Origin of the sequence: Streptomyces sp. NPDC021080 (assembly GCF_044333225.1) — a bacterium.
Taxonomy (GTDB): Bacteria; Actinomycetota; Actinomycetes; order Streptomycetales; family Streptomycetaceae; genus Streptomyces.
Genome location: NZ_JBIRQM010000001.1, coordinates 266,339 through 279,785, shown reverse-complemented (window position 1 = coordinate 279,785; position 13,447 = coordinate 266,339). Strand labels below are relative to the sequence as shown.

General features: G+C 72.2%; 10 protein-coding genes. 3 read left to right on the top strand and 7 right to left on the bottom strand.

Annotation, left to right across the window (positions count from 1 at the left end; translation table 11 throughout):
• Nucleotides 1-36: 36 nt before the first annotated feature.
• Nucleotides 37-1,377 carry an amidase gene (locus tag ACH4S8_RS01165; protein ID WP_398389698.1) on the top strand — a complete coding sequence of 447 codons (1,341 nt, stop codon included), beginning with the start codon at nt 37-39 and terminating at the stop codon, nt 1,375-1,377.
• A gap of 167 nt (nt 1,378-1,544) precedes the next feature.
• Here the strand turns inward: ACH4S8_RS01165 and ACH4S8_RS01160 are convergent, their stop codons facing one another.
• Nucleotides 1,545-1,721: a hypothetical protein gene (locus ACH4S8_RS01160; protein ID WP_398389696.1), complete on the bottom strand. Its 177-nt coding sequence runs from the start codon at nt 1,719-1,721 to the stop codon at nt 1,545-1,547.
• Nucleotides 1,722-2,248: 527 nt separating this feature from the next.
• On the opposite strand from ACH4S8_RS01160, the gene ACH4S8_RS01155 reads away from it, so the two are divergent.
• Complete coding sequence (locus tag ACH4S8_RS01155; protein WP_398389695.1) at nt 2,249-2,800, top strand: HD domain-containing protein; 552 nt, start codon at nt 2,249-2,251, stop codon at nt 2,798-2,800.
• Between the two features lie 152 nt (nt 2,801-2,952).
• Nucleotides 2,953-3,774, top strand: coding sequence for an SDR family oxidoreductase (locus tag ACH4S8_RS01150; protein WP_398389693.1), 822 nt, complete (start codon nt 2,953-2,955; stop codon nt 3,772-3,774).
• A 61-nt stretch (nt 3,775-3,835) separates the two neighbouring features.
• Here ACH4S8_RS01150 and ACH4S8_RS01145 read toward each other — a convergent pair whose 3' ends face one another.
• The 6 genes from ACH4S8_RS01145 to ACH4S8_RS01120 form a co-directional block, all read right to left on the bottom strand.
• On the bottom strand, nt 3,836-5,350 hold the full coding sequence (locus ACH4S8_RS01145; protein ID WP_398389692.1) for an SDR family NAD(P)-dependent oxidoreductase: 1,515 nt from the start codon (nt 5,348-5,350) through the stop codon (nt 3,836-3,838).
• A 100-nt stretch (nt 5,351-5,450) separates the two neighbouring features.
• On the bottom strand, nt 5,451-6,779 hold the full coding sequence (locus tag ACH4S8_RS01140) for a wax ester/triacylglycerol synthase family O-acyltransferase (protein ID WP_398389690.1): 1,329 nt from the start codon (nt 6,777-6,779) through the stop codon (nt 5,451-5,453).
• Between the two features lie 163 nt (nt 6,780-6,942).
• The gene (locus ACH4S8_RS01135) at nt 6,943-9,276 is read right to left on the bottom strand and encodes a GH92 family glycosyl hydrolase (RefSeq protein WP_398389688.1); all 2,334 of its coding nucleotides are present in this window, start codon (nt 9,274-9,276) and stop codon (nt 6,943-6,945) included.
• A 421-nt stretch (nt 9,277-9,697) separates the two neighbouring features.
• Nucleotides 9,698-10,927, bottom strand: coding sequence for a glucose-1-phosphate adenylyltransferase (gene glgC, locus ACH4S8_RS01130; RefSeq protein WP_398389686.1), 1,230 nt, complete (start codon nt 10,925-10,927; stop codon nt 9,698-9,700).
• 173 nt (nt 10,928-11,100) lie between these two features.
• Nucleotides 11,101-12,252 carry a glycogen synthase gene (gene glgA / locus ACH4S8_RS01125; protein ID WP_398389684.1) on the bottom strand — a complete coding sequence of 384 codons (1,152 nt, stop codon included), beginning with the start codon at nt 12,250-12,252 and terminating at the stop codon, nt 11,101-11,103.
• Between the two features lie 246 nt (nt 12,253-12,498).
• A complete protein-coding gene (locus tag ACH4S8_RS01120) occupies nt 12,499-13,248 on the bottom strand; it encodes a (2Fe-2S)-binding protein (RefSeq protein ID WP_398389682.1) in 750 nt (249 codons plus the stop codon).
• Nucleotides 13,249-13,447 lie beyond the last annotated feature (199 nt).

Genomic DNA, 13,447 nt, shown 5'->3' with positions numbered 1-13,447 from the left:
AACTACTCACCAGTACGACACGAGTGAGGAGCGCCCGTGACCACCTGGGCCGGCCGGACCGCCACAGAGATCGCCGCAGCCGTGCGCGAGAAGAAGGTCACCCCCCGCGAGGTGGTGGCCGAACACCTCGCGCGGATCGAACGCCTCGACGGACGCGTCGGCGCCTTCCGCACGGTCCGCGCCGAGGCGGCCCTCGCGGAGGCCGACGCGCTGGCCGGCCGGGACCTCGACCGGCTCCCGCTGGCGGGAGTGCCGGTGGCGGTGAAGGACAACCTCGCGGTGCGCGGCGAGTCGACCCGCAACGGTTCCGCCGCGACCCCTGACGCGCCCGCCGCCGAGGATCACGTCACCGTGGCCCGGCTGCGGGCGGCGGGCGCCGTCGTGGTGGGGCTGACGAACGTGCCCGAACTGTGCGTCTTCGGCACCACGGAGGGCGTGTACGGCAACGCCCGCAACCCCTGGGACCTGTCCCGCACGGCGGGCGGTTCCTCCGGCGGCAGCGCGGCGGCCGTCGCCGCCGGGATGGTGCCGATCGCGCTCGGCAACGACGGCATGGGTTCGCTGCGCATACCCGCCGCCAACTGCGGTCTGGTCACCCTGAAGCCGGGTCACGGGGTGATCCCCGCCGGGATCGGTCACGGCGACTGGTTCGGCATGTCGGAGAACGGCCCGCTGGCCACGACGGTCGAGGACGCCCGGCTGCTGTTCGCCCTCCTCGCGGACATCGAGCCGGCACCGCCCGCGGAGCCCGCACACCGCCGGATCGCCGTCTCGGTGCGCAGCCCGCTGGCCGGCGTCCGCGTCACGCGGCCGTACACGAACGCGGCCCGGGAGGCCGCCGCCCTGCTGGCCGAGGCGGGCCACCGGGTGCGGACCGCGAACCCGCCGTACCCGCTCTGGCTGAGCACGGCCTCGCTCGCGCACTGGACGGCGGGCACCGCGGTGGACGCCGAGGATCTCGACCCGCGCAGGCTGGCCCGGCGCACCCGCGTGCACGCCGCGATCGGGCGCCGCTTCGTGACCGGCGTACGCAAGGGGGAGCGCCGCGAGCAGCTGCGCGGGCGCCTGGCCGCGTTCTTCGCGGAGCACGACGTGCTGCTCACCCCGGCGCTCGCCCGGCGCGCTCCCGCCTCCGTCGACTGGCACAAGCGGGGCTGGCTGCGCAATGTCCTGGCCAACACCACCTACTCGCCGATGACCCCGCCCTGGAACCTCACCGGCTGGCCCGCGATGTCGGTTCCGTTCGGAAAGCTGCCGAACGGTGCCCCTTGTGCCGTCCAGCTCGTCGGCCTGCCCGGCTCCGAGGAGGCCCTGCTCGACGTGGCCGGGCAACTGGAAGTGCTGCACCCGTGGCGGCGTACGGCTCCGCTCGGCTAGCACCGCGACAGGCCCCGGGGCCGTACGGAAGGCCTCGGGGCCGGCCGGAAGGCCGTGTCACATGCCGAAGCCGCGGCCGGTGGTCGGCCGCGGCTTCTCCTGTTTCGGCGTGAACGCGGGTCCGGCACTCCCGTGCCGTCCTCGATCGCGCCGACCCCTCGCGCCGGTCAGTCGACGCTGGGCAGGATGTGGGGCTCGGCGAGGTCGTCCTCGTAGCCCGCGAGGCGGATGGGAGCGGACCTGGCCCACACGTCCAGGCTTCCGAGCTTGGTGTCGGAACCACTGCCGAGGCGTTCCCCGCGTTCCTTGAGGTCCTGGTCGAGATTCGTCTTCTCCGGTGTCACCGCGCACTCCTTATGTGTCGGGTCACCCTCAGGACGCTAGGGCCCGGTGCTCTCGGGCCGCCTGACGTCCGCTCGGGTCTGAGTCGAAGCAGTTAGGGACGCGGTGGCGCCGGTAACTCGTGTGAGAGCAGGCCGTGGTGACCGGCTTGTCCCGGGACGGACCGTGGGTGTGGGTGGACCCCAGTGAGTCTGTCCGTCGGCTACAGCCTAACCATATGAGCGGCCCCCCGCTCTATGGGGCTGAAAACTTGAGGTTACCGTCACACGTCATCCAGGGCTCATCAGGCCTCGATCTGCGGTGATTTGAAACATGATGCCCTCTTCGCCACCACCCATTCGGCTCAATATCGCCCCCGGGCGGGGGCGTCGGGGCCGGCCGCGGGCACGACTGAGTCACCATCGGCCCACGGCCGTCGCCACGTCCGGCGCCGAAGACGTCACGCAGTTCAGGTCCCGTTGGCCGGTTCGCAAGGAGTCCATGCTCTGCTGTCGCACGGCAACGGCTTTTCCCGCGGGAGGACTGACGCATGGAGCTGCGCAGCGTCGAGGAGCTGATGGACCTGCTGCACGCCTGCCGGGGCGTCCACGAGCCACCGGAACTCCCCCGCCCCCGGCTTCGCCCGGGCGGAGGAACATCTCTCGGCGATGCCGTCGATCTGCACGACCACGCCCTGCAGACCGCCGCACTGCTGCGCCGGGGACATCCCAGCGACAAGGAGCTCCAGGTCGCGGGCCTGGTGCACGACATCGGACATCTGCTCAGGCCCGGTGACGACGCCGGGCACGCCGGGCACGCCGCCGACGCGGTACGGCCGCTCCTCGGCGAGCGGGTCTCCGGTCTCGTACGTCTGCACGTCGCGGCGGAGCGCCGTCCGGCGGCCGCCTCACCGGGACGCGGTCCCTCCCCGCGCGAGCCGATGGCGTTCGAGCACGACCCGCTGGCCGAGGACGCGGTGACCCTGCGGCAGGCGGACGACGCCGCTCATGTCCCCGGCCTGTACGCCGGGGACATGGAGGACTGGCGCACCCTGCTGGAACTGGTGGCGGAACGCTCCGCGCGCCTGGGCGCCACGGACTGACGGGCCTCTCCCGCGCGGCCGGGCACCACGGACCGGCATGACACCTCCCGCACGGCCGGGCGCCCCGGGCTGACGGCATCGGTGCCCCGGCGGGCGGCCGCGGTCGTCGCCGGGGTCTGTCGGCTGACGGTCCGTCATGAGACGGTACGCGGATGACGTCGCCGTACGGACTTCAGGGCAGGGCCGCCGTCGTCACCGGCGCCTCGCGCGGAATCGGTCTCGCCGTCGCCGAGGCGCTCGCCGGAGCGGGTGTCCGGGTGTGCGTGAGCGCGCGCGATCCGGACGCGGTGCGGCGCGCCGCCGAACAGGTCGGCGGGATCGGGCTCGCGGGTTCCGTCGCCGACGGGGCACACCTGGGCGAGCTGACCGGACTCGCGCTGCGCACCTTCGGACGGCTGGACATCGTGGTCAACAACGCGGCGACCAACCAGCCCTACGGCCCGCTCATGGACGCCGACCCGGACCGCTGGCGCGAGGCGTTCGCCGTGAACGTCGAGGCGCCGCTGCGTCTGGTGCAGTGCGCCTGGCGGGCCTGGATGAGCGAGCACGGCGGGGCCGTGGTCAACGTCTGCACGGAGGGCGCCGAGCACGTCGGCCCCCGGGTCGGCGCGTACGGCACCAGCAAGGCCGCCCTGCTCCATCTGACCCGGCAGCTGGCCGGCGAGCTGGCGCCGGGGGTCCGGGTCAACTCGGTCTCGCCCGGCCTCGTCCGTACCGAGATGGCCCGCTTCGTGTGGGAGGACGCGGAGGCCGAACTGGGCGCCTCGCTCCCGCTCGGCCGGATCGGACGGCCCGAGGACGTCGCGCGTGCCGTGACCTGGCTGGTCTCGGACGCGGCCGGGTGGATCACCGGTGCCGACCTGCTGGTCGACGGGGGAACGCGGGTGAGGGCGGCCCACCCGGGCTCCCCCGCCCACGCCGTCCACGAACGGCTGCGCCGGCGGACCCCCGACGGGCGGGAGTCCGCGCGGTAGGCGGAGGGGCCGCGCGGCAGCCGGCGGTCCCGTCGGAGAATCCGCGCGGCAGCCGGAGGTCCTACCACTTGCCGGGCGCGTAGTCCTTCATGAAGACGCCGTACAGGTCCTCGCCCAGCTCGCCGCGCACGATGGGGTCGTACACGCGGGCCGCGCCGTCGACGAGGTCGAGCGGGGCGTGGAAGCCCTCGTCGGCCAGGCGCAGCTTGTCGTAGTGCGGGCGCTCGTCGGTGATCCAGCCGGTGTCGACCGAGGTCATCAGGATGCCGTCGGTCTCGAACATCTCCTGGGCGCTGGTACGGGTCACCATGTTCATGGCGGCCTTCGCGGCGTTGGTGTTCGGGTGGCCGGCGCCCTTGTAGCCGCGGCCGAACACGCCCTCCATCGCGGAGACGTTGACGACGTACGCGCGCCCCGTGGACGCGGTGCGGGCGGCCTCGGCCATCTGCGGCCGCAGCTTGCTGATCAGGATGAACGGTGCCGTGTAGTTGCACAGCTGGGTCTCGAGCAGCTCGACCGGGGAGATCTGCTCGATGGTCTGCACCCAGGTGTTGCTGTCCACGACGTCGGGGAGCAGGCCGCCGGCGTCGATGGCGGTGCCCTCGCGGTGGCGGACCACGCTGGCGTTGCCCGCGACCAGGGCGAGGTCGGCCACCTTCTGCGCCTCCAGGCCCGAGACGCCGACGGGCAGCGCCTGCAGTCCGTCGACCGCGCCGGAGTTGAAGGCGCCGATGACGTGCTGGGCGGGCAGTTCACCGGCCGGCAGCGGGGCGCTCTCGCCCTCGACGAGCGCGGCGTAGGCGGAGGGCAGCCGGCGCACGGTCTGCGTGGCGTTGTTGATCAGGATGTCGAGCGGGCCCTGCTCGGCGACGCGGTCGGCCAGGGCGACGGCCTGGGCCGGGTCGCGCAGGTCGATGCCGACGACCTCCAGGCGGTGGATCCAGTCCGCCGAGTCGTCCATGGCCTTGAAGCGGCGGATCGCGTCGTTCGGGAAGCGCGTGGTGATCGTGGTGTGCGCACCGTCACGCAGGAGGCGCAGCGCGATGTACATGCCGATCTTGGCGCGGCCGCCGGTGAGCAGCGCCCGCTTGCCGGTGAGGTCGGTGCGGGCGTCACGGCGGGAGCGGTTCAGTGCGGCGCAGTCCTGGCAGAGCTGGTGGTAGAAGTAGTCGACCTCGACGTACCGCGTCTTGCACGTGTAGCAGGAGCGCGGGCGCTGGAGTATGCCCGCGATCTTGCCCTCTTCCGTCACCGACGACGGCAGGATGCCCTCGGTCTCGTCGTCGATGCGCTGGGCGGAGCCGGTCGCGGTGGACTCGGTGACCAGCTTGTCGTGGGCCGTCTTGGCGGCGCGGCGCTCCTGGCGGCGGCGCTGCTTCACGGTCCGGTAGATGCCCGCGGTGGCGCGGCGCACGGCGATGGCGTCGGGGTGGTCGACCTCGAGCTTCTCGAGTTCGTCGAGCACACCGAGGCAGACGGCCAGTCGCTCGGGGTCGATACCGGGACCGAACGCGACGGCCGCCACATCTGTCGTGTCCACGGCGGGGGTCGCCCGGCCGTCCTCTGTCACCGTCATCGCTGCCGTTCCTCGGGTTGTGCGCCGCGTTCGAAACCGCGCTCGCTTTCGAAGGCGGAATTTTACGGACCAATCGCGCGCGGCACCAAACCCGTGATGATCATGGCGTGCAGGCGGTGATCAGTACGCGCACCTCCTCGGCCAGGGAACGGGCCAGCAGATCGAGGTCGGGAACGGCCTCGGCGTCGGCCACCAGCCCGTAGTGGACCCTTCCCCGGTACGTCGAGACGGCCACGGCGAGGGCCTGGCCGCGGGCCAGCGGCGCGAACGGATAGACCTCGGTGAGCGGGCAGCCGCCGAGCTTCAGCCCGAGGCTGGGCAGCGGCACGCTGGTGACGAGGATGTCGAACAGCAGCCGGGCGGCCTGTCCCACGACGGGCCCGCCGAGGCGGTGTCCGAGCGGCGGGACGTGGTCGGCGAGCAGCGCGACGGCGCCCGCGCCCCGGTTGGGTCCGGCGTCCTTGTTGCGGTCCATCTCCGTGCGGACGGCACGCAGCCGGCCGAGCGGGTCGGCCTCGTCGACGGGAAGCCGTATCAGATAGCCGGAGAGCCGGTTGCCCTGTGGCTGCGCGGTGCGCGGCCGGCGCCGGGAGACGGGGATCAGGGCGCGCGGGGAGACTCCCTCGCTGCCGTCGCCGCGTTCGTCGAGCCAGCGGCGCAGGGCGCCCGCCACGACGGCGATCAGGACGTCGTTGACGGTGCCGCCGACGGTCTTGCGGACGATGTGCACCTCGTCGAGGTCGATGACGACCCCGGCGGTGCGCCGGGTGCCGGTGGGCGCGGAGGTGAGGGCGGGCGAGGACCGCGCGGTGAGGGTGGCGCGGGCCACCGAGGTGCCGATGTCGAGGGCGCGGCTCATGTCGGAGAGGGTGCCGCGGACCAGTCCGGGCAGTTTGCGGACGTCCGGGAAGAGCCCCCGGGGCGGCTCCGCGGGGCGCGGGCGGGGTTCCGGCAGGTCCATCGGGTCCATGATGGCGGCGGCGAGCATCAGCGCCCTGAGCCCGTCGGCGAGCGCGTGGTGGAACTTGAAGAGCACCGCGAAGGACGTGCCGTCCTCGCCGGGCAGCACATGCGCCTCCCACGGGGGCCGGCCGCGCTCCAGCGGGCGCTCCATGAGCCGGCCGGCCTCGGCGTGGAAGTCGGCGGTCGGCTTGTGCAGCAGGACGTGGTCCAGCGGCTCGAAGTCGGGCGCGCTCTCGCGGGCCGCGCTGCCGAAGGCGAGCGGAGCGGTCGGCTGCCACACGTCGCGGATGCGCATGCGCAGCCCGGGTACGGCGGCGGCGCGGGCCGCGAGCAGGTCCGCGGCGTGGGCGCCCGCGGTGGGCGAGTTCGCGGCGAAGACACCGAGGGCTCCGAGGTGCATCGGGTGCCGGTCGGACTCGATGTTCCAGAACGCCAGGTCGAGTGGTGCGAGGAAATCGGAGATCAAGGGCCTGCTCTCGCGTCGGCGACGGGTGGGTGGGTGGGCCTGCAGTCAAACCCGGACCGGTGATTACGGTCAAGTACGATCAAGTTACGCATAGTTAACAGCGGATTAAGTCCCGTCCCTCGGAGGAGGGACGGGACTCGCCCGTCTCAGGAACGACCGGGTGTCACTTCAGGACCGGGGGTGCCGCCGAGGCCGCAGTTCCCCACTCGGACGGCTCGGGGCCGACCGTGAAGCGGAGCGACCGGACGTTCTTCAGCGTGCCGGTGGTCAGGTACGTACGAGCGTACGGGGAACCGTCGAGACGGGCCGACCTGATGTACCGGTCGGTGTCCGAGGTGCCCGGCGCCGTGACGGTCAGGGCGCCGCGCGGGTAGTAGCGCCGGTCGAGGGTGAGGTCGACCCGCTCAAAGACGGGCGTGGACAGGCCCCAGGTGTCGTAGCCGGGCTGCACCGGGAAGATCCCGATGGACGACAGGACGTTCCAGGCGGACATCGTGCCGAGGTCGTCGTTGCCGGTCATGCCGGTCGGCGCGTCGGTGAACAGGGTCAGCGCCGCGTGCACGACGTCGGTCGTCTTCCACGGCTGCCCGGTCGACAGGTAGGTGTACGGGGCGATCAGGTCGGGCTCGTTCTGCGGGTTGTACTTGTCGGCGTTGTAGTACGCGTACGGGCCGTTGACCCAGACCTCGCGGGCGGTCTTCGCGGGGTCCTTCAGCAACCGGTCGTAGGCGAAGAACGAGTCGAGCCGGTCGTTCGCGGCCTGCTTGCCGCCGATCAGGCCGACCATGCCCGGCAGGTCCTGCGGCACGAGCCACTGGTACTGCCAGGCCGTGCCCTCGTGGAAGCCGACGCTCTGGGCCGGGTCGACGGGGCCGGTGAAGGCGCCGGAGGCGTCCCGGGCACGGAAGAAGCCGGTCGAGGGGTCGTGGATCGCGCGGTAGCTCCGGGACCGCGCCAGGTAGCGCGCCGCGTCCTCGTCATGGCCGAGCTCCCGCGCCATCTCGCCGAGCACGGCGTCCGACAGGGCGTACTCCAGGGTCGCGGAGGCGCCCTGGTCGAAGTCCGAGTCACCGGGCTTCGCGTGCGGACGGCTGCCCTTGAGGTACGGGGCGAAGCCGTTCGCGATGTACTCCTTGTTCGCCTCGCGGCCCAGTGCGGGCGAGTCGGCGGACGGCACGCCGTCCGCGTTCTTCTTCAGCGCGCGGTACGCCCGCTCCTCGTACCCCTCGAGCAGGCCCTGCTGGTAGGCGTTGGTGAGGAACGGGGTGACCGGGTCGCCCGTCATGATGTTCGTCTCGACCGTGCCGTAGCCCCACTTGGGCAGCCAGCCGCTCTCCTCGTCGATCTTGATCACCGAGATCGCCATGTCCCGCGCCTCGTGGGGCGCGAGCAGCGAGAGCAGCTGCGACTGGGTGCGGTAGGTGTCCCACAGCGACCAGTTCTGGTAGTACGTGAATCCCTTGGCCCGGTGGATCCGCTGGTCCCAGCCGGTGTAGCGGCCGTCGGCGTCACTGCCGATGTTGGGCGCGAGGAAGGAACGGTAGAGCGACGAGTAGAAGGTGCGGCGCAGGGCGTCGGTACCGCCCTGGGCGCGTACGTCGTCGAGCCGGTCCTCCCAGGCGCGGCGGGCGGCGGCGCGCACCGCGCCGAAGGAACGGCCGCCCTCGGAACGCAGGTTGACCTCCGCGCCGCGCGCGTCCACGTAGGACAGCGCGGTGGTCGCCTCGACCGTGCGGTCCTCGGTGGTGTCGAAGCGCACGAAGGCCCCGGTGCGCCCGGTGGTGCCGGACGCCTCGCTGGAGCCGGTGACGGTGTCGCCGTTCCAGGTGCCCGAGGTGGTGAACGGCCGGTCGAAGCGGGTGACGGTGTACACCCTGTAGGGCTTGGTGGTCTGGCAGAAGCCGCTGCCGGTGATCTCCGTGCGGACGGTCCGGTCGTCCAGGATCTCGACCTTCGTGGCGACCGTCTTGTGCAGCGACTGGCCGGCGTTCAGCAGCACGTTGGCCTTGTCGGTGGCCGGGAAGGTGTAGCGCTGCACTCCGGTGCGCGCGGTGGCCGTCAGTTCGGCCTCGATCCCGGACTTCAGGTCCGCCCGGTAGTAGCCGGGGTGCGCCTCCTCGGTCTCGTGGCCGAACTCCGCCGCGTACTGAGCGTCGTCCGTCCGGGTGATGTCCCCGGTGGTGGGCAGGACGGGCAGGTCGCCGCCGATGCCGCAGCCGACGCCCGAGAGGTGGACGAGGGAGAAGCCGCGGACGTGGTTCTGGGAGTGGTCGTAGCCGGTGTTGTGACCGGTGTCCGGCGAGAACTGGACCATGCCGAAGGGCACGGCGGCGCCGGGATAGGTGTTGCCCTCGCTCTGGGTGCCGATGAACGGGTTGACCAGGTCGGTGAGTCGGCCGTCGCGCGGCTCGGCGGCCTGTGCGGTGGGCAGGGCGAACAGCGCGGACGCTGTCACCAGCCCCGCCGTACACAGACGCAGGCGCCGGGTCCATCTCATGCGGGAGACCTCCGGTGGGTGATCGACATCGTTGTCCTCATGCATCGTCGGGGCGGGGGACCGGCTTTCCCGGCAACCGGAGGCGATCGCGCGGGACGCGTCGCGTCCGGGCAGCGCGCGACCCGGACCGCCCCGGGCGATGACATCGTTGTCAGAGCTGTACGACGTTGTCATCGACGACAGTTGGCATGACAGCACGGGATTCCGCGCTCCGTCCAGGGACATGACAAGCGAGGGCATGACAACGGCCGGAAGTCGCCGTGGCGCGCGGTTCGGCGGCTTCCGGCCGGCCGGTCGTCGTGGGTACGGGGGCTCGCGTGCCGTCGGGGGCTCGCATGCCCTCACGGGGCCGCGCGAGACGTGCGGCCCCGTGAGACGTGCGGCCTCAAAGGCGCGTGGCCCTGTGAGACGCGTGGCCCGGTCAGGGCACGCGCTGGCCCTTGCCCAGGGCGATCACGCCGCCCTGGGAGACCGTGTAGAGGTCGGAGTCGCGCTCCGGGTTGACGCCGATCGTCGCCCCCGGCGGCACCTCCACGTTCTTGTCGAGCACCGCGCCGCGCACGACGGCACCCCGCCCGACCTTGACGTTGTCGTGCAGGACCGATCCCTGCACCACCGCCCCGGGGTCGACGACCACCCCCGGCGACAGCACCGACCGCGTCACCTGCCCGCGGATCAGGCACCCCGCGCTGATGATGGACTCGCTGGCGATGCCCCCCGCGTTGAAACGCGCCGGCGAGAGCTGCCCCGAGCTCGTGTAGACGGGCCAGCTCCGGTTGAACAGGTTGAACGCGGGACGCTCGGCGATCAGGTCCATGTGGGCGTCGTAGTAGGCGTCGAGGGTGCCCACGTCTCGCCAGTAGCCCTGGTCGCGGGTGGTCTCCCCGGGCACGTGGTTGTCACTGAAGTCGTACAGCTGCGCCTCGCCCCGCTCGGTGAGCGCGGGCAGGATCGAACCGCCCATGTCGTGCACGGAGTCGTCGTCCTCGGCGTCCCGCTGGAGGGCCTCGACCAGCGCCTTGGTGGTGAAGAGGTAGTTGCCCATGGAGGCGAAGACGCACTCGGGGGCGTCCGCGAGGCCCGGCGGGTCGGCGGGCTTCTCCAGGAAGCCCCGCACGCTCTGGCCGTCGGAACCCGGGCTGATGACCCCGAACGAGGACGACTCGGCGCGCGGCACCCTTATCCCGGCCACCGTCACGCCCGCCCCGCCCTCGATGTGCTGGGCGAGCATCTGCCGGGGATCCATGCGGTAGACGTGGTCGGCGCCGAACACCGCGACGTACTCGGGCTGCTCGTCGTGGATCAGGTTGAGCGACTGGAGGATCGCGTCCGCGCTGCCGAGGTACCAGCGGGGACCGAGCCGCTGCTGGGCCGGAACCGGCGTCACGTAGTTGCCGAGCAGGCTCGACATCCGCCAGGTGGTGGTGATGTGCCGGTCCAGCGAGTGCGACTTGTACTGCGTGAGCACGCAGATGCGCAGGATGTCGGCGTTGACGAGATTGGAGAGGACGAAGTCCACGAGACGGTACGTACCGCCGAAGGTCACCGCGGGTTTCGCCCGGTCCGCGGTGAGCGGCATCAGCCGCTTGCCCTCGCCTCCCGCCAGTACGATTCCCAGCACCGAAGGTCCACCGCGCCCACCACGCCGCATGCTGCCCGCCCCTTCCACGCCCGGTGGGGCAACGCCCGGCTGCCCGGACCCGCCCCGCGTTCCGAAGTTCACCTGCCCGAGGTCGGCCTGCCCGAAGCCGCCCGTCCGAAGTAGGCCTGCCCGAAGCCGGCCTGTCCGAGGTCGACTTGGCCGAAGTCGCCCTGTCCGAAGGGTTACCCCGCTTTGAGGACTTCCTCGTACAGCCGGACCGTCCTTCGGGCCACCGTGTCCCAGCCGAACTCCCCCACCGCGCGCCGCCGTCCGGCCTCGCCCATGCGCCGGGCCGTGACGGGGTCGGCGAGCACGGAGTCCAGAGCCGTCGCGAGCCCCGCCTCGAAGTCGTCCCCGAGCGGCACGAGAAGGCCCGTCTCACCGTGCTCGACCACCTCGGGAATGCCACCGACGCGCGAGGCCACCACCGCCGTCCCGCAGGCCATCGCCTCCAGGTTGACGATGCCGAGCGGCTCGTACACCGAGGGGCACACGAACACGGCGGCGTGTGTGAGGAGTTGGATGACGTCGGGCCGGGGCAGCATCTGCGGGATCCAGTGCACGCCGTCGCGCACGGCGCTCAACTCCCGGTACAGCTCGCGGAACTCACGGTCGATCTCCGGGGTGTCGGGGGCACCCGCGCACAGCACCACCTGGGCGGCCGGGTCGATGTCCCGTACCGCGCGCAGGAGATGGGGCACCCCCTTCTGCCGGGTGATGCGGCCGACGAACAGGATGTACGGGCGCCCGGTGTCGAGGCCGATCCGCTCCAGGACGTCGGTGCCGTGGTCGGGGCGGTACAGGGAGGTGTCGATGCCGTTGTGCACGACGTGCACCCTGGCCGGGTCCAGGTCCGGGTAGCAGCCGAGGACGTCGTCGCGCATGGCGCCGGAGACGGCGATCACGGCGTCGGCGGCCTCGACGGCGGTGCGCTCGGCCCAGCCGGAGAGCGCGTAGCCACCGCCGAGCTGCTCGGCCTTCCAGGGCCGCAGCGGTTCGAGCGAGTGGGCGGTCATCACATGCGGAATGCCGTGCAGGAGCTTGGCGAAGTGTCCCGCGAGGTTGGCGTACCAGGTGTGGGAGTGCACGAGTTCGCGGCCTTCGAGCGCGGCGGCGATGGAGAGGTCCACGGAGAAGGTGCGCAGGGCGTCGTTGGCGCCGTCGAGTGCGGACCAGGGCCGGTGCCGGACGACTCCGCCCGCGGCGCCCTCGCCCCAGCAGTGCACGTCGAGTTCGGTGAGGGCCCGTAACTCCCTCGCGAGGAACTCGACATGGACGCCCGCACCGCCGTAGACGTCCGGCGGATACTCCCGGGTCAGCAGTCCCACGCGCACGCACAACCCCCGTCCTAGCCGGCTGGTGCCCCTCATGGTCACTCAGTTGAAGCCGATACGGAAGACCGCGAGAAGCCCTGCCCCGCCGGGCCCGGCGGGGCGCGGGTGCCGAGTCCGGCGGGGCGCGGGTCCCGAGTCCGGCGGGGCGGCCGTACCAGGACCGGTGAGGTGGCCGCGCCGGATCCGGCGCGGCCACCGTGCCAGGACCGGCGGAGCGCAGGAGCCGGGCCCGGTGGTGCGACCGTGTCAGGAGCGGCGGGGCGCCGGGCGTGGTGGGCGGTCGAAGCAGCAGTCGCCGCAGACCCCGCCGCCGGGCACCCGGTAGTAGAGGCAGCAGCTGCGGCGGCGCAGCGTCCCCGGGTCCAGGGTGGCGGCCAGGTCGGGATGCGCGAAGAGCCGGCCGGCCAGCGCCCTGGCCCGCTCCCCCACGTCCGGACGTCCGTGGGCGAGGGCCCAGCGGTCCAGCTGGCGGACGGTCCCGGCCAGGGCGGAGCCCGCGTTGCCCCACAGCAGGCCCGGCGGGACGCGGTGGCGCGAGCGCAGGGCCGCGCTCAGCGGCACGAGCAGTCCGGCGCGCACGACCGCGTCGAGATCGCTCACGGGCCGGAAGCGGACCTCGCCGAGCCGGAGATCGTCGGGAGCACCGGCGTCCGGGTCCCAGAACAGCAGCTCCGGATCGAGGTCGGGCAGCCGGCCGCAGAGGGCGGCGGCACCGAGGGCGATCGACCAGAAACGGGCCGCCAGACCCTGCTGCGCCACCGAGGCCGCGACCCGCGATTCCGGCGCCCGGATACTCTGTGAAACTTTTTGGACACGAAAAGTTATCGGATCTCCGTAAACCTCCGAAGAGGTCGCGGACCACGGGTCCGCGAAGGCGCTCGCGAGGGTCGGCAGGGGGCCGCCCGGCGGTACGCCGGTGCGCAGTACGAAGAATCCGCCGAGCGCGTCGAGCGCCTTGAGTTCGGGGTCGAGGTCCACGAAGAGCAGTAGTACCAAGACCCCTAGGGGGAACCACCAGTGGATCAGGGCGTGGTGTCGCCCACCCTGGGGAGGACAGCGGGCGATTCGTACTCCATCGGCAGTAGGACCCAATGACTGCTCAGGGACGACGACGAGAACTAAATCGCACGGCATCGTTGTTTGCATGGAAGCCGACCGTTCGTCGCGCCGGGCCGCCGCTCCGCGCCGTACGCAG